Source organism: Nocardioides sp., from assembly GCF_035481145.1.
Lineage (GTDB): Bacteria > Actinomycetota > Actinomycetes > Propionibacteriales > Nocardioidaceae > Nocardioides.
The window spans coordinates 1-15,984 of sequence record NZ_DATIHB010000001.1 but is presented as its reverse complement, the minus strand read 5'-3'; the positions used below and the strand labels follow the sequence as shown (position 1 = coordinate 15,984).

Sequence of the window (15,984 nt, the reverse complement as noted above, 5' to 3'; positions counted from 1 at the left end):
CATCCGGCGAGCGCCGCCAGCAGCCCGAGCCTCGGATGGGCTGAGCGGTCCTCGACCAGTGAGAGGAAGACCAGCGGACCGACGGCCGTGGCGAGGTAGACCGAGTCGACGGTCGTGAAGACGGTCAGCAGGGCCGCACCTGCGGCCAGGATCCCCGCGCGCCACCGAGGCAGCAGGAGGCCGACGATGATGGCGATCGGTGCGGTGAGCCAGATCCAGACGAAGAACCAGAAGTCCGTGCTGTTCGAGCCATAGCCTGCGCAGAGGGCGAGCAGCGCAGCGGCTCCGGCGTAGAGGACGGGCCGGGGGATCGTGGGTGGCAGGTGCCAGCGCGGCCTCGGGATCTTCACCTCCGCATTGTCGAGGACGGGAGGCGTCGGCGTCTGCGGCACGCGGCGAAGGCGGTACCTGGGTACCAGCTGGCCTCGTACCGCGGCCCGATGCACCGCAGGAGGTCGGTGCCCCCGGAGGATCCGCTGACGACTGCCCGCGGGCCAGCGTCGGGCCATGACCACTCATGACACGCTCCAACCGCTGGCACCGGCAGCCATCGCGCACCCCGGCCCCTTCCTCACTGTCCCGAACGCGGTGACCCTCGTGCGAACCGCCGTCGCCGTCGTACTCGGTCTGGCCGCGCTCACCCACGCCGACGTCTACCTGCTCCTCGCGGCGTACGCGGTCTACTGGATAGGGGACATGGCCGACGGCTGGACCGCCCGCCGGCTCGGGCAGGAGACCCGCGCCGGCGCGGCCTTTGACATCATCAGCGACCGGGCGTGCACGGCGGTCGCTGCCTGCGCGCTCGTCGTCATCGACCCGCAGGCGCTGGTGCCGGTGACCGCGTTCCTGCTCTCGTTCATGGTGCTCGACACGATGCTGTCGCTGGCCTTCCTCTGCTGGCCGGTGCTCAGCCCCAACCACTTCCACGTCGTCGATCGCACGGTCTGGATGCTCAACTGGTCGCCTGCCGCGAAGGCGGCCAACACCGCCGGTGTGATCGGAGCGCTGGCACTCGGGCAGTACGACGCCGCCTTGGCGTGTGTCGTCGTGATCGGTGCAGTGAAGGTCTGGTCGCTGGCCCGTGTCGTCGAGCTCGTCGAGGGGAGCCGGGGTTGAGTGCCCTGCTCGTCGTCGCGGCTGCGATCGGCTTCGGCTTCGGGTCCGCGATCGTGCCGATCCTCAACGCGGAGGCGTACGCCGTGGTCAGCGGCACGCGGGAGCCGGTCGCCGTGGCGGCGTTCGTGGCTCTCGCGCTCGCGCTCGGGCAGACCACGGGCAAGCTGCTCCTCTTCGAGGCGGCACGGCGGGGGAGCGCCCGGCTCGCCCGGCTCGCCCGGTTCGCGCGGCGCGCCCGGCACGGGTCGAACCGGTGGACCGAGCGCGTCCGCGGTGTGCTCGACCGCCCGCGGACCGGCGTCCCGCTCGTGCTCGTCTCCTCGAGCGTCGGCCTCCCACCGTTGGCGGTCGTCGCCCTCGCCGCTGGAGCCTCCGCTCAGACGCGCGTCGCGTTCGGAATCGCCTGCTTCGTCGGACGGCTGGCTCGTTTCGCCGTCGTCGCTGTGCCGACCGCGTGGGCGCTCGCCTGAGCAGCTGGGCAGCGCGCAGGAAGACCGGACGTGGCAGCATCGAGTCCATGGCAACGCTCCGCATGGACAACGTCGCGATCGTGGTGGCCGACCTCGATGCGGCGATCGCGTTCTTCGCCGAGCTCGGTCTCGAGCTTGAGGGCCGGATGCACATCGAGGCGGCGGTGGCCGACCAGTGCACCGGCCTCGACGGCGTGCGGACCGAGATCGCGATGATGCGTACGCCGGACGGCAGTGGCCGCGTCGAGCTCACGGCGTACGCGTCCCCGGCACCGATCGCGGGGGAGCCGCTTGCTCCGAACACGATCGGCTTCCACCGGGTGATGTTCGAGGTCGAGGACATCGACGCCACGCTCGACCGGCTCGGCCCGCTCGGCGGGCACCTCGTCGGACAGGTCGGCGACTACGAGGACGTCTACCGGCTCTGCTACCTGCGCGGGCCGGGTGGGTTCGTCATCGGCCTGGCGCAGCGGGTCTGACGTCGCGTCGGAAACGACGAAGGCAAGGAGCCGGAGCTCCTTGCCACTTCCAAGGTATAGCCGGGAGGGGGTCTTGAAACAAGGCCCCCTCGATGCCCCACACTGCTCGCTCTGCCTCGGGAGGGCAGAACGACAAGGGGGCACAGATGGCGGACGTGACGATCGTGGGAGCCGGGCCGACCGGGCTGATGCTGGCCGGCGAGCTGGCCCTGGCCGGCGTGGACGTGGCTGTCCTGGAGCGGCGTACGACGACCGAGCTGGTGGGCTCGCGGGCGCGTGGGTTCCACGGGCGGACGGTGGAGCTCCTCGACCAGCGAGGGATCGCGGAGCGGTTCCTCGAGGCCGGCATGACAGCGCAGGTACTGGGCTTCGGCAGCACGCCGCTCGACGTGGCCGCGTTGCCGAGCCGGCATGCCTACACCGTGGGGATCCCGCAGGTGGAGGTGGAGCGGATCCTGCTGGAATGGGCGGCCGAGCTGGGTGTCGAGGTGACCCGTGGGGTGGAGGTCCACGGGTTCGCGCAGGACGACGACGGCGTCCTCGTCGAGACGAGCGCCGGCACGACCCACACCGGCTACCTCGTCGGCACCGACGGCGGTAGGAGCGTGGTCCGCAAGGCGGCGGGCATCGACTTCGTGGGCGCGGAGCCGACCCGCAGCCACCTGATCGCGGAGGTCGCGATCACCGAGCCGGCGGAGACAGGCTTCCGCCTCGACGAGCTCGGCATCCACGCGATCGACGCGGATGCCGACGGGAGGACCGCACGCTTCGTCGTGACCGAGCCGCACGTCGGCATGGAGGACCCGACCCTGGACGACCTCCGTGCCGCACTGCGCGCGGCCCACGGCACCGACTTCGGCGCCCAAGACCCGACGTCGCTGTCGCGGTTCACCGACGCCACGCATCAGGCGGTCTCGTACCGCAACGGCAGGGTGCTGATCGCCGGCGACGCCGCCCACACGCACCCGCCGGTGGCCGGGCAAGGCATCGGTCTCGGCGTCGCCGACGCGGTCAACCTCGGGTGGAAGCTCGCGCAGGTCGTGCGCGGCCAGTCACCCGACACGCTGCTCGACAGCTACCAGGCCGAGCGGCACCCCGCGACCGAGCGGGTGCTCGACAACGTGATGACCCAGGCTTGGCTGCAGCGCCGCGACCGACGGACCGACGCGATGCGGAGCGTGTTCGCCGAGCTGATGGAGGCTGAGGAGGCACGCACACGGATGGCCGGCCTGCTGTCAGGGCTCGACGCCGCCTACGACCTGGGAGAGGGACATCCGCTGCTCGGACGCCGGATGCCGGACCTCGATCTGGTCGTCGATGGGGGAGAGGTGCGGGTCTACGAGCTGCTGCGCGAGGCACGGCCCGTGCTGCTCGACCTGGGCCAGGGGCTGGCGACGCGGCCGGGCATCAGCAGCCACCACGCGGCGTACGACGGGGAGTGGGTGCTGCCGGTCGTGGGCGCGGTGCCGGCGCCGACCGCCGTGCTGATCCGCCCCGACGGCCACGTGGCGTGGGTGGGGCAGGGGTCGGACGCGGGCCTCGACGAGGCTGTCGCGCGGTGGTGCGGAGGCGGTGCCGTCCTCAGTTGAGGACGACGTCCCACATCCGGACAGCGGCAGCAAGCACCTTGCCCGGGAGGTCGGGGTTGTCGATGCCGCCGAAGAAGACCGCGATGCCGCGCAGGTTGTCGGCGCCGTCCCAGCCGAGGGTGCGGGCGAAGGTGCTCGCCGGCACGTTGTCGAGGGCGGACGACCGCTCGAGGCAGGCCCGCCAGTCGACGCCGCGGAACTCACCGCCGATCAGCATGCCGCAGTCGAGGTCGAGGAACGTGACCTCGACCAGTCCGTCCGGGCGAACGACGAGTCCCTGGGTGGGCCTGGTATGTCGACCTTCTCCGCGCGTGTCAGTGCTTGTGCTCACAGGAGCCTCCATCCGGATCGGCCCCGCTGAGTGAGAGAAGGGTCTTTAGTTGGTGAGTGAAGAAAGGGTCTTCTTCTTCGACAGTACGCCCCTTCTGTCTGGATGGCTCCTCCGCCGGGCGCGGCGGGAGCTACCTCCGGTTTCGTCCGGTTCGCCCGGCGGCGGTGCGGCACGGGTCACATCGGCGAGCGGCGCTGTCGACTTGACCTCGCTTTAGGTCAACCTGAAAAGTGCTCCTTAGGTAACCCTTACCTAAGGAGACTCATGCTGAATCCGGCCTCGGCAGCGGGCACCCCGCTCGGCTGTGCCCTCCCTGTCGGCTCACTGCGCACCGACGTGGCCGCCGCCGTCCTCGCGCACCGCCAGAACGGTCCCGTGAGCGGCTACGTCTTCGACCCGGCCGTCGCGGCGGAGCGTGCCCGCCAGCTCCGGGCCGCGCTGCCGGACTGGGCGACGCTGCTCTACGCGGTGAAGGCCAACGGGGCAGCGCTGGTCGTCGAGGCGCTGCTGTCCGAGGGTGGTGTGGACGGGCTGGAGGTCGCCTCGACGAGTGAAGCCGAGCTCGCGGCCGGCCTGCTGCCGGCCGGTCGGCCGCTCGCCGCAGCCGGCCCGGCCAAGCACCCGGCCCTCCTGGGCGACCTGCTCGACCACGGCGTCTCGGTGGTGCACGCCGAGAGCGTCACCGAGCTCTACCGTCTCGACGCACTGGCGCGGCAGCGCGGCCAGCGGATCCCTGTTGCACTCCGGGTCAACCCGGCGCGGGTCGGGGTCACCGGCACGCTCGCGATGGGCGGTCGCAGTTCGGCGTTCGGCATCCCGGAGCGCGACGCTCCCGCTGCGATCGCCGTCGCACAGGGGCTGGAGGGCATCGACCTCGTCGGCTTCCACATGCACGCCGTCTCCGGCAACCGCGACGCCCGCGCCCACGCGGCGTACGTCGGATGGGTGCTGGAGTGGTCGATGGAGACCGCCCGGGAGACCGGGGTCGAACTCCGCTGGGTCGACGCTGGCGGCGGGCTCGGTGTCTCCTACGACGGCACAGCGCCGCTCGACCTCGCGGTGCTCTCCGAGGAGCTGCACCGCCTCACTCCGCCCGCTGGCGTCGAGGTCGTGCTCGAGCCCGGTCGCTGGCTGGCGGCCGATTGCGGCTGGTACGCCGCCGAGGTCGTCGACCTCAAGGAGAGCCACGACGGCGCCTTCGTGCTGGTCCGGGGCGGCATCAACGGCTACTGCCTCCCCGCCACCGAGGACTTCCCGCTCCCGATGACGGTCCTGCCCGTCGAGGAGTGGGACGAGGCGTTCGCGCGCCCCGAGCGCACCGACGTCACCGTCACCGTCAGCGGAGAGCTCTGCACCCCCGAGGACGTCCTGGTCCGCGACGTCCACCTCGACCGCGTCCGCGTGGGCGACGTCCTCGTCTTCCCGCAGGCCGGCGCCTACGGCTACGAGTTCGCGCTCCGCGACTTCCTCGGCCATCCAGCCCCCACCCGCACCTTCCTCCCCGCCGGTGTGCCGGCGCCGTCCCTTCCCTGAACCGGAGAGCAGTCATGACCATCCCCGCACAGCAGCAGAGCTCGTCCCGCCTGCCCGACCGCGACGGCGTCATCGCGCGCCAGGCCGCCCGCGAGTCGTCGGCCCGCACCTACGCCCGCAGCCTCCAGATGGTGCCGGTCGAGGCGAGCGGCATGACGGTCCGCGGTGCCGACGGCCGCACCTACCTCGACTGCCTCTCGGGTGCCGGCACCCTGGCGCTCGGGCACAACCACCCGGTCGTGGTCGAGGCAGTCCGCAACGTCATCGACTCGGGCGCGCCCTGGCACAGCCTCGACATCGCGACGCCGCAGAAGGACGAGTTCACCGACGAGCTCTTCCAGACCCTCCCGCGCTCGCTGCAGGAGAAGGGCCGGATCCAGTTCTGCGGCCCGGCCGGCACCGACGCCGTCGAGGCCGCGCTCAAGCTGACCCGCACCGCGACCGGCCGCCAGCCGGTGCTCTCCTTCACCGGCGCCTACCACGGCATGACCGCCGGTGCGCTCGCGATCAGCGGAGGTGTCTCCGCCAAGACTCCGATGGCCGGTGTCGCCGCCGAGGGTGTCCGCCTGCCGTTCCCCTACGACTACCGCTGCCCGTTCGGCGTCGGCAACGGCCGCACCGGCGACCTCTCCGCGGCGTACGTCGAGCGGTTGCTCGACGACCCCAACGGCGGCATCCTCGAGCCCGCCGGCATGATCTTCGAGGTCGTCCAGGGCGAGGGTGGCGTGATCCCCGCCTCGCACGAGTGGGTCCGCCAGATGCGGAAGATCACCGCGGACCGCGACATCCCGCTCATCGTCGACGAGGTGCAGACCGGTGTCGGTCGCACCGGCACCTTCTGGGCCTGCCAGGGCGCCGAGGTCGAGCCCGACGTCATGGTCCTCTCCAAGGCGATCGGTGGCACGCTGCCGCTGGCTGTCGTCGTCTACTCCGACCACCTGGACGAATGGCAGCCGGGTGCGCACGCTGGCACCTTCCGTGGCACGACGCTGGCGATGGCCGCCGGTGCCGCCACCCTCCGCCACGTCCGCGAGAACCAGCTCCAGCTCCGCGCCGCCGAGGTCGGCGACCGCATCGTCGCCCGCCTGACCGAGCTCGCCGCCCACCACTCCTGCATCGGCGACGTCCGCGGCCGTGGGCTGATGCTCGGCGTCGAGATCGTCGAGCCGGGCAGCGCGCCCGACGCCGCCGGCTCGCGTCCGGCAGACCCGAGCCTCGCCCTGCGGATCCGCAAGGAGGCGCTCTCGCGCGGCCTGATCGTCGAGCTCGGCGGTCGCCACGACGCCGTCGTGCGCCTGCTGCCCCCGCTGGTCATCACCGACGAGGAGGTCGAGACCGTCCTCGAGCGCCTCGCCGACTCGATCGCCGCGGCGGAGCGGGCGGTGGCCGCATGAGCACCCCCGCGACTGACCTGCCCCTGGAGTCGCTCGTCGCCACTGCGTTGTCCGCCCTCGAGCTCGGCCGCAAGGAGCGCGGGGGGCCCCTGCCCAATGCCACCCCGGCCGAGATCGAGGCCGCGGTCGACGCCGCGCTCGGCGGCAGCGTCCTGCCGGCCGACGGCGTCGGTGAGGAGGAGGCGCTCGCCGAGTTGGTCCGGGTCACATCCGCCGGCGCTGCCGACCCGAGCGACCCCGCCTGTGCCGGTCACCTGCACTGTCCACCGCTCGACGTGGCAGTCGCCGCCGACCTGGTCGCGAGCGCACTCAACCAGTCGATGGACTCGTGGGACCAGGCACCCGCCGCCACCGTTCTCGAGCAGCGCGTCGTGACCGCCCTGGGCGAGCTCAGTGGTCTGCCCGACGCAGCCGGCGTCATCACCACGGGTGGCACCGCGAGCACCTACACCGCGCTCTTCCTGGCGCGCGACGCCGACGCCGCGCCGGTGCGCGTCTACAGCTCCGAGATCGCGCACTTCTCGGCCGACCGCGGCGCCCACATGCTCGGCCTCGGCTCCGTGGTCAAGGTCGGCCTGGACGACCAGCAGCGGATCGACGTCGCCGAGCTCGCACGGCTGCTGGCCGAGGCTCCCGCGGGGGAGCGACCGGTCGTGGTAGCCACCGCCGGCTCGACCGACTTCGGCTCGATCGACCCGCTGCGCGACCTCGCTGCCCTCGTGCACGCACACGGTGGCTGGCTCCACGTCGACGCGGCGTACGGCGGGGGGCTGCTCTTCTCCGACACCCACCGTCACCTCGTCGACGGCATCGAGCTCGCCGACACGGTCTCGCTCGACCTGCACAAGCTCGGCTGGCAGCCGGCGGCCGCGGGTGTCCTGCTGACGCGCGACCCCGCGCTCTTCGGCCCGCTGGCGCGCCGCGCGGCGTACCTCAACCCGCTCGACGACGAGGACGAGGGCTACACCTCCCTACTCGGCCGCTCGCTGCGCACCACGCGTCGCGCAGACGTCCTCAAGATCGCCGTCACCTTGCGCGCACTGGGTCGCACGGGGCTGGGGGCGAAGGTCGACCACTGCCTCGCCCTCGCGCAGTACGCCGCGGGCGCGGTCAAGGCGCGCCCCGAGCTCGAGCTGCTCTGCGACCCCGTGCTGTCCACGGTCGTGTTCCGCTACGTGGGTGCCGAGGGCGCTGCGACGTGCGAGCAGAACGGCCGCCTCCGCCGGTCCCTTCTCGCCTCGGGCAAGGCCGTCGTGGGGCGCACCGAGCACGAGGGGCTCGTGCGCCTCAAGCTCACGCTGCTCAACCCTGCGGCCACCGAGGCAGACGTCGACCGGGTCCTCGACCTCGTCGTCGAGGCCGGGCGTGTGGAGCTGGCCCGATGACCGTCGTCGACCCTGCCACCCACACCGCGTCGACCGTGGCGCCGGCTGTCCCCGCCGAGGTTGCTCGCATCGGCGCTGCGCGCCTCGCTCGTGACGTCCTCGTCCGTGCGTGGCTGCGGGAGACCGAGACACCGGTGACCGAGGCCGGCGAGCTCGTCGTCGACCTGCCTGCTGCCCGGACCGCGGTCCTGGTGCGGATCGCAGGCGTGTCCCCGACCGGGGCGCACGCGATCGACTCGGTGGCCCGGCCCAACGGTGTGCCGCTGGCCTACGCCGAGCTCATCGACCTCCTCACCCGGGAGGCCGCCGCCCGCACCGGGCGTGCTGATCACACCGAGGCGCGCGAGCGGATCATCGAGTCCGGCCGCCGCCTCGAGGGGTACGCCGTTGCGCGTGCCCTCGAGGACGCCGCACCGGAGCTTCCCCAGTGGCTGCTCGGGGAGCAGGACCTGCTCTCCGGGCACCCCTGGCACCCGATGACGAAGTCGCGCGACGGCCTCGCCGACGAGCTCGACGCGCAGTTCTCCCCAGAGGCGCGCGGCTCCTTCCGCGTGCACTGGTACGCCGCCGACCCGTCGGTCGCTGCCTGGGGCGGCACCGGACGCGACGTGCCCGCCCTGATGCGCGAGCTCGCCGGTCCGATCGCCGACAGCGTGCCTGCCGACTGGCTGCTCCTGCCTGCACACCCGTGGCAGGCCGCCGACCTGCGCAACCGTGCCGTGGCTGCCGACCTGCTCGATCGAGGGCTGCTCCGCGACCTCGGCCCCGCGGGTGCCCCCTGGTGGGCGACCTCGTCGCTGCGCACCGTCGGCCGCCCCGGCGCGGACGTGCAGCTCAAGCTCTCGATGGGCCTGCGGGTCACCAACTCGAAGCGCGAGAACACCCGCGGCGAGGGCCTGCTCGCGGCCCACACCGCCGAGCTGGTCGACGCCGGCCTCGGCGCCGCGCTGGCCGCGGCGTACCCGACCTTCGGGCTGGTGCTGGACCGCGGCTGGCTCGGCGTCAACGCAGACGGACCGGTCGGCCTGGAGACCGTGCTGCGCGAGGTCCCGTTCGACGCGGACGCCGACGTGCGCTGTGCCGGATCGCTCTTCGACCCGCGGCCCGACCTCTGCCGCCCGCCGGTGGCGGACGCGGTCAGCCGGACCGCGGCGGCGTTCGACCTGGACCCGGCCTCGGCCGCGCAGCTGTGGTTCGCCCGCTACCTCGACGTGGTCATCGAGCCGCTGCTGTGGCTCCACGGCACGTGGGGCATCGGTCTCGAGGCGCACCTGCAGAACATGCTGGTCGAGCTCGGTGAGGACGGCCTGCCGATCCACGGCTGGTACCGCGACAACCAGGGGTGGTACGCCGCTGAGTCGGCCCTCGACCGGCTTCGCGAGCTGCTGCTGACCGTCGGTGAGGACGCGCCACTCGTCTTCCCCGATGCTCTTGTCGTCGACCGGGTCGCCTACTACGTGGGCGTCAACCACGTGCTCGGTGTCGTTGCCGCTGTGGCCAGCGGCTGTGGTGTGGCGGAGGCCGTCCTGCTCCGTGTGCTCGGTGACTCGCTCCGCGAACACCTCGCCACCTCCTCGCCGTCGGCTGTCGCCCGGCTCCTGCTCGAGGCGGAGACCCTGCCCACCAAGGCGAACCTGCTCACTGGTGTCGACGGCCGCGACGAGGTCGAGTCGCCCGTGGAGACCCAGTCGGTCTATGTCGCCATCCCCAACCCGCTGAAGGTTCTCTGACATGTCCCACGTCCATGACCTGCTCGGCGTCGGCCTCGGCCCGTTCGGGCTGTCGCTGGCTGCCCTCGCCGACGGCGTCGAGGGCCTCGACGCCGTCTTCGTCGACCAGCGCGAGGCGTTCTCCTGGCACCCGGGCCTGCTGCTCGAGGGCGCGACCCTGCAGGTGCCCTTCCTCGCCGACCTCGTGACGATGGTCGACCCGACCAGCCGCTGGTCGTTCCTCAACTACCTGCGCGAGCGCGGCCGGCTCTTCCGGTTCTACTTCGCCGAGCGCTTCCTCGTCCCGCGCCGGGAGTACGACGCCTACCTGCGCTGGGTCGCCGAGTCGCTGCCGTCGGCGCGCTTCGGCACCCGTGTCGAGTCGCTGACCTGGGACGTCGGGCAGTCGGCGTACCGGGTGAGGTGTGCGGACGCGACGACTGGCGCGGTGACCGAGCTGCTCGCGAAGGCGGTGGTGCTCGGTGTCGGCACCGAGCCGGTCGTCCCGGAGGCCTTCCGCGACCTGAAGGGCAAGAACGTCGTGCACGTCGCCGACTACCTCGACTCCCGCCCGCTGCTCCACGAGGCCGGCACGGTGACCGTCGTCGGCTCGGGCCAGTCGGGCGCCGAGGTCTTCCTCGACCTGCTGCAGTCGCAGCCGGAGACCGGCACGAAGCTGCAGTGGCTCAGCCGCACGCAGGCCTTCGCGCCGATGGAGTACTCCAAGCTCGGCCTGGAGCACTTCACTCCCGACTACACCGCCTACTTCCACTCCCTGCCGGAGCAGACCCGCGAGCAGCTCGTCCCGTCGCAGTGGCAGCTCTACAAGGGCATCTCGGCCGACACGATCGCGGCGATCTACGACCTGCTCTACGAGCGCACCGTCGACGGGCGTCGCGTTGCGGCCGAGCTGAGGCCGGGTGTCGGCGTCACCGCTGCCCGGGCCGCCGGTGACGGGCTGGTGCTCGAGTGCGAACACGGTCAGCAGGGGAGTGGCTTCCGGGTCGAGACCGACGCGGTCGTGCTCGCCACCGGGTACGCCGCCCGCCGGCCGGTCTTCCTCGAGCCGCTGCTCGACCAGCTCGAGCTCGACGAGCGCGGTCGCTACCGCGTCGAGCTCGACCACCGCGTCGTCACCGCAGACGGCCTCGGCCCGCTCTTCGTGCAGAACGCCGAGGCGCACACCCACGGCGTCGGTGCTCCCGACCTCGGCCTCGGTGCGTGGCGGGCGGGCACGATCCTCTCCGCGATCACCGGACGTGACCTGCTGCCGGCCAACGAGGGCGCATTCACCACCTTCGGAGCACCGTGAGCAGCACCCTGAGCTCCACCGGTGCCCGGCGCGCCCAGGTGGTGCTCGCGGGAGTCGTCGCGCTCCAGTTGATCGCCGAGACCGCGCTCACGCCGTACTGGCCACTGCTCTTCCGACGCCTCTTCGGTGTCGAGGAGCTCGCCGCCACCGGAAGCTACCTGGCGATCTGCCGCGTCGCCGGGCTGGCAGCCCTGCCGTTGTGGGGGCTCGCCGCCCTGCGCTGGCCGGTGCGCACGCTGCTGGTCACCGGCCTGTTGCTGAGTGCGGTCTTCGACCTGTCGCTCGCACTCGCTCCGACCTGGTGGAGCTTCGCCGGCTTCTCGGCCGGTGTCGTCGCCTCCGGTTCGGTGCTCGTGCTGGCCTACCCGGCACTGATCGCCGTGACCGAGCGCCCGGACACGACCGATCGTCGTACGGGTGTCGTGACCTTCTGGGCGGTCTTCCATGTGGCGGCGATCCTCGCCACTCTGGTCGGCGCCGGCATCGTCGGGCTCGACCAGCCGCGGTGGGGACTGGCTGCCTTCGCACTCGTCGACGTGCTGCTGGCCGTCGCGGTGCTCTCGCTGGTGCCGGCTGAACCCGTGCGGCGACGCGTCGACGCGGGCGATGCGCTCTCCGGCGACCACCCCGCCGCGACGGTTGCGGCAGAGCCGCACCTCGCCGGGGTGACCCGGTGGCGCCGGCTCCGGCCGTGGCTCGTCCTCGTCGCCGCCGTGGTGGCGGTCGACGCCGCCCTCGCGGTCCCGCGGCCGTACTTCGTCGAGCTGCTGGTGCGTCAGGGCGTCGATGCGAGTGCCGCTGGCTGGCTCTTCCTGGCGCCGGCCGTGGCGTCGCTGGCGATGCTGCCGTTCGCCTCGTTCCTCATGGACCGGCTCGGCCGCGCGACGGCGGTCGTCGGTGCCCTGCTCGGGGCCGGTGGGCTCCTCGCTCAGGCACTGGCCGCTGCTGCTGATGCCGAGCTCGCGCTGCTCGCTGGCCGACTCGCCTTCGGCGCGGGCGCGGGTCTCCTCCTCGTCGTGCTCGACCTCGCGGTCTTCGACCGGATCGGCACCGGCGGCGCTGCCTTCAGCGCCATCGAGACCGGCCGCTCCGCTGCCCTCTTCGCCGCACCGATCGTCGCCACCGCCGTCGCCGGCGCCTGGCTCGGTGCCCCGCTGCTCGCGGGGGCCGTGCTGCTGCTCGCTGCTGCGGCCCTGCTCGCGCTGGCGCGCATCACCATGCCGGATCGCGAGCAGCGCCCACGTCCTTCCACCCCTTCCCCCACCCAGGAGACCGAGCATGTCCTCGACCCTGTCCACTGAACGCCCCGCACCGCTCGACGGCTCGCTCGACACCTCGCTCGACGCGGCCACTGCCTGGTCGCGGGCCGGTCGTCGGCTCGTGGCCCGCGCCCTCGCCGAGCTCGCGCACGAGCAGCTGCTCTCGCCGCTCGCGGACGCAACCGACGGCGCCTGGCGGATCGCGCTGGGCACGGCGGCGTACACCTTCCGCGCGGAGCGTGATGCCTTCACCGCCTGGCACCTCGACGAGGCGAGCATCCTGCGCGATGGCGAGCCGGCCGACGACCTGGTCCGCTTCTTCGTCGACGCCCGCGAGGCCGCCGGCTTCGACGCCGTGACGCTGGCGGAGATCGTCCGCGAGGCGACCTCGACCCAGGCGGCGGAGGCGCGGGTGCTGGCCGGTGGCCGCCCGGTCGCGGAGCTGCTCGACCTCGACTACGCCGCCCTCGAGCAGCACCTCCCGGGACACCCGGTGCTGGTGCTCAACAAGGGGCGCATCGGCCTCTCGGCCGCCGACCTCGCCCGCTACGCCCCCGAGGCGCACGGCACGATCCACTTCGTCTGGTACGCCGCCCACCCCGACCTCGGCGTCTTCTCCGCCGTGCCCGGGCTCCCGGTCTCGACCCTGCTGGGCGACGAGCTCACGCCGTCGGAGCGCGTCGCCTTCGAGGCTTCCCTCGCTCCGCTCGGGGCTGCCGCCGCCGACTACGTGTGGTTCCCGGTGCACCCCTTCCAGGAGGGCGCGGTCGTGCAGACGCTCTTCGCCGGCGAGGTCGCGACGGGCCGCCTGGTCCGGCTGGGTGAGGGCGAGACGGCGTACCGCCCCGTGCAGTCCGTGCGGAGCACCGTCGGGGAGGGCAAGCGCGACGTGAAGACGTCGATGCTGATGCGCAACACGCTGGTCTGGCGGGGCCTCGGCGCCGACGCCACCCAGGCCGCGCCCGCCGCCAGCCAGTGGCTCGGCGAGCTCTGGGCGAGCGATCCCGAGCTCCAGGAGACTGGCATCGCGTTCCTGCGCGAGGTCGCGACGGTCACCGTCCGCCACCCGCACTACACGGCTGTCCCCGACGCCCCCTACCGGTACGCCGAGCTGCTCGGCGCCGTCTGGCGCGAGCCGGCCGAGCAGCACCTGCAGGTGGGGGAGCGGGCGCGGTCGCTGGCGACGCTGCTGCACCTGGACCCGGCCGGCGCGTCTCTCCTCGCGGGCATGGTCGAGCGGTCCGGGCTCGACCCCGAGGCCTGGCTGGCGCGGCTCTTCGGCTCGCTCTTCCCGGGCCTGTTGCTCTGCCTGACCCGCCACGGCGTGGCCTTCTGCCCGCACGGCGAGAACACGATCCTGGTCTTCGAGGACGACGTGCCGACCCGGATCCTGGTGAAGGACTTCGCCGAGGACATCACCCTGCTGCCCGGCCGCGACTACCCGGGCCTGCCCGCCGAAGCAGACGCGGTGCTGGTCCGCTGGCCGCTCGCGGAGATGGCGCACTCGATCATCAGCGCGATCCTCACCGGCCACTTCCGCTACCTCGCTCCGCTGGTCGAGACGCATCTCGGCGTACCACAGGAGCGCTTCTGGGCCCTGGTGCGCGACGAGCTCGTGGCGTGGCGGGACGCCCATCCCGACCTGGCCGACGCCTTCGACGAGCTCGGGCTGCTGGCGCCGACGTTCGAGCGGATCGCACTCAACCGCGAGCAGCTCACCGGCGGCGGCTTCCACGACCGTGCCGAGCGGGATGCCGAGCCGGACCTGATGCACGGCCACATCCCGAACCCGCTCCACGTCGTCGCCGCCGAGAAGGGGGAGCAGGCATGACCCCCGACGAGCTGCGGGCGGCCGTCGCCGCCGGCGAGGTCCACGACGTCATCCTCGCCCTGCCCGACCTGATGGGCCGCCTCCAGGGCACCCGGATCGGCTCCCGGCACTTCATCGACGAGGTCATGGTCGACGGCTCCAGTGCTGGTTTTGGGGCGTGCACGTACCTGCTCACCACCGACCTCGACATGAACGTCGTCGCCCCGGCTCCCGAGCTCGACCCCGACGGCACCGGCTACGGCGACATGGTGCTCGTCCCGGACCCGGCGACCCTGCGTCCGCTTCCCTGGGACCAGGGCACCGTGCTCGCCATCGCCGACGCCCGCCACCCCGACGGCCGGCCGGTCACGGTCGCTCCCCGGCAGGCGCTGCGCACCCAGATCGAGGCGCTCGGCGCGCTCGGCCTCACGCCGTACGCCGGGTTCGAGCTGGAGTTCCGCGTCTTCGAGGAGGACTACCCCGAGGCGGCACGGAAGCACTGGCACGACCTCACCCCGACCACGCGCGGCAACGTCGACTACGCCCTGAACGGACTCGGCCGGTTGGAGCCGTTCGCCCGTCGGGTGCGCCGCGAGTTCGAGCAGGCCGGGATGGTCGTGGAGTCCGCGCGGGGCGAGTGCGCGCCGGGGCAGTACGAGATCGTCTTCCGCTACGACGAGGCGATGGCCTGCGCCGACGGTGCGGCGTTCTACAAGACCGGGGTCCGCCAGATCGCCGCGCAGGAGGGCCTGGCTGCGACCTTCATGGCGAAGTTCGACCGGTTCGAGGGCAGCTCGTGCCACTTCCACGTGAGCATGCGTGGCGAGGACGGGACCTCGGCGTTCGTGGGCGACGGTCAGTGGGGCGAGTCGGAGCTGCTGCGCCACGCGCTTGCCGGCCAGCTCGCCCTGATGCCGGAGCTGACCCTGCTCTTCGCCCCGACCGTCAACGCGTTCAAGCGGCTCCGCCCGGGTGCGTTCGCGCCGGTGCAGGCCGCGTGGGGGCCCGACAACCGGCTCACCGCGCTGCGGCTGGCGGGCTCGGGGGAGTCGCTCCGCGTCGAGCACCGGGTGCCAGGCGCGGACGCCGACCCGCACCTCGCCCTGGCCGGTGTGCTGCTCGCCTTCCGGCACGGCATCGAGCACCGGCTCGAGCTCCCCGAACCCACGCGTGGCGCACCGACGGCTGATGCGCCGCGGCTGCCCGAGACCCTGGCCGAGGCAGCGACGCTGCTGGAGGGGAGCGAGGCCGCACGCAAGGGGCTCGGCGACGACCTCGTCGACGCGCTGGTGGCTGCAGCTCGGGCGGAGTGGGCGGCGTTCCTCGACTCCGTCACCGACTGGGAGCGCGCGCGAGGCTTCGAGCGCCGCTGAGCAGGCCGAGCTGTAGCGGCGACATGGATCACATCGCGACCATCTGGACACCACGGGTGCCGAGCCGGTTAAGGTAAGGCAACCCTAATGTCACTCACTAAGGTAAACGTATGAACTTCCGCATGACTGCGGCTGCCGCAGCCCTCGCGTTCGTCGCGACCGGTCTCTCGGCCTGCGCCACCGGCTCCACCGCAGAGGAGACCACCAGCGCGAGCGCGAACGAG

The 15,984-nt window shown here is 72.6% G+C and carries 14 protein-coding genes; 12 read left to right on the top strand and 2 right to left on the bottom strand.

Going from position 1 to position 15,984, the window contains the following annotated elements; translation table 11 throughout:
- The coding region (locus tag VLF38_RS00070; RefSeq protein ID WP_325269254.1) for a hypothetical protein at nt 1–350 on the bottom strand (350 nt) is incomplete at its 3' end.
- Nucleotides 351–507: 157 nt separating this feature from the next.
- On the opposite strand from VLF38_RS00070, the gene VLF38_RS00065 reads away from it, so the two are divergent.
- The 4 genes from VLF38_RS00065 to VLF38_RS00050 all read left to right on the top strand — a co-directional run bounded on the left by VLF38_RS00065 (nt 508) and on the right by VLF38_RS00050 (nt 3,654).
- Entirely contained in the window at nt 508–1,116 is a 609-nt protein-coding gene (locus VLF38_RS00065) for a CDP-alcohol phosphatidyltransferase family protein (RefSeq protein WP_325269253.1), read from the top strand.
- Nucleotides 1,113–1,586 (top strand): hypothetical protein, encoded by a 474-nt coding sequence (locus VLF38_RS00060; protein WP_325269252.1) that lies wholly within the window; start codon nt 1,113–1,115, stop codon nt 1,584–1,586. Before VLF38_RS00065 ends, VLF38_RS00060 begins: the two co-directional genes overlap by 4 nt.
- A gap of 47 nt (nt 1,587–1,633) precedes the next feature.
- A complete protein-coding gene (locus VLF38_RS00055; protein ID WP_325269251.1) occupies nt 1,634–2,065 on the top strand; it encodes a VOC family protein in 432 nt (143 codons plus the stop codon).
- A gap of 146 nt (nt 2,066–2,211) precedes the next feature.
- The gene (locus VLF38_RS00050; RefSeq protein WP_325269250.1) at nt 2,212–3,654 is read left to right on the top strand and encodes an FAD-dependent monooxygenase; all 1,443 of its coding nucleotides are present in this window, start codon (nt 2,212–2,214) and stop codon (nt 3,652–3,654) included.
- Here VLF38_RS00050 and VLF38_RS00045 read toward each other — a convergent pair.
- On the bottom strand, nt 3,647–3,985 hold the full coding sequence (locus VLF38_RS00045) for a hypothetical protein (protein WP_325269249.1): 339 nt from the start codon (nt 3,983–3,985) through the stop codon (nt 3,647–3,649). The genes VLF38_RS00050 and VLF38_RS00045 overlap by 8 nt on opposite strands.
- A gap of 264 nt (nt 3,986–4,249) precedes the next feature.
- Here VLF38_RS00045 and VLF38_RS00040 point away from each other — a divergent pair, with 264 nt between their 5' ends.
- The 8 genes from VLF38_RS00040 to VLF38_RS00005 are packed head-to-tail and all read left to right on the top strand — an operon-like array spanning nt 4,250 to nt 15,760.
- On the top strand, nt 4,250–5,518 hold the full coding sequence (locus tag VLF38_RS00040) for an alanine racemase (RefSeq protein ID WP_325269248.1): 1,269 nt from the start codon (nt 4,250–4,252) through the stop codon (nt 5,516–5,518).
- 14 nt (nt 5,519–5,532) lie between these two features.
- Complete coding sequence (locus VLF38_RS00035; protein ID WP_325269247.1) at nt 5,533–6,912, top strand: diaminobutyrate--2-oxoglutarate transaminase family protein; 1,380 nt, start codon at nt 5,533–5,535, stop codon at nt 6,910–6,912.
- Nucleotides 6,909–8,297 carry a pyridoxal phosphate-dependent decarboxylase family protein gene (locus tag VLF38_RS00030; RefSeq protein WP_325269246.1) on the top strand — a complete coding sequence of 463 codons (1,389 nt, stop codon included), beginning with the start codon at nt 6,909–6,911 and terminating at the stop codon, nt 8,295–8,297. The genes VLF38_RS00035 and VLF38_RS00030 overlap by 4 nt, the downstream gene beginning before the upstream one ends.
- Nucleotides 8,294–10,027 (top strand): IucA/IucC family protein, encoded by a 1,734-nt coding sequence (locus VLF38_RS00025; protein ID WP_325269245.1) that lies wholly within the window; start codon nt 8,294–8,296, stop codon nt 10,025–10,027. Before VLF38_RS00030 ends, VLF38_RS00025 begins: the two co-directional genes overlap by 4 nt.
- 1 nt (nt 10,028) lies before the next feature.
- Nucleotides 10,029–11,318, top strand: a complete 1,290-nt coding sequence (locus VLF38_RS00020; RefSeq protein WP_325269244.1) for a lysine N(6)-hydroxylase/L-ornithine N(5)-oxygenase family protein — start codon at nt 10,029–10,031, stop codon at nt 11,316–11,318.
- A complete protein-coding gene (locus tag VLF38_RS00015) occupies nt 11,315–12,619 on the top strand; it encodes an MFS transporter (RefSeq protein WP_325269243.1) in 1,305 nt (434 codons plus the stop codon). The genes VLF38_RS00020 and VLF38_RS00015 overlap by 4 nt, the downstream gene beginning before the upstream one ends.
- Nucleotides 12,597–14,408: an IucA/IucC family protein gene (locus VLF38_RS00010; RefSeq protein ID WP_325269242.1), complete on the top strand. Its 1,812-nt coding sequence runs from the start codon at nt 12,597–12,599 to the stop codon at nt 14,406–14,408. The genes VLF38_RS00015 and VLF38_RS00010 overlap by 23 nt, the downstream gene beginning before the upstream one ends.
- Nucleotides 14,405–15,760: a glutamine synthetase family protein gene (locus VLF38_RS00005; RefSeq protein ID WP_325269241.1), complete on the top strand. Its 1,356-nt coding sequence runs from the start codon at nt 14,405–14,407 to the stop codon at nt 15,758–15,760. Before VLF38_RS00010 ends, VLF38_RS00005 begins: the two co-directional genes overlap by 4 nt.
- Nucleotides 15,761–15,984: the final 224 nt, after the last annotated feature.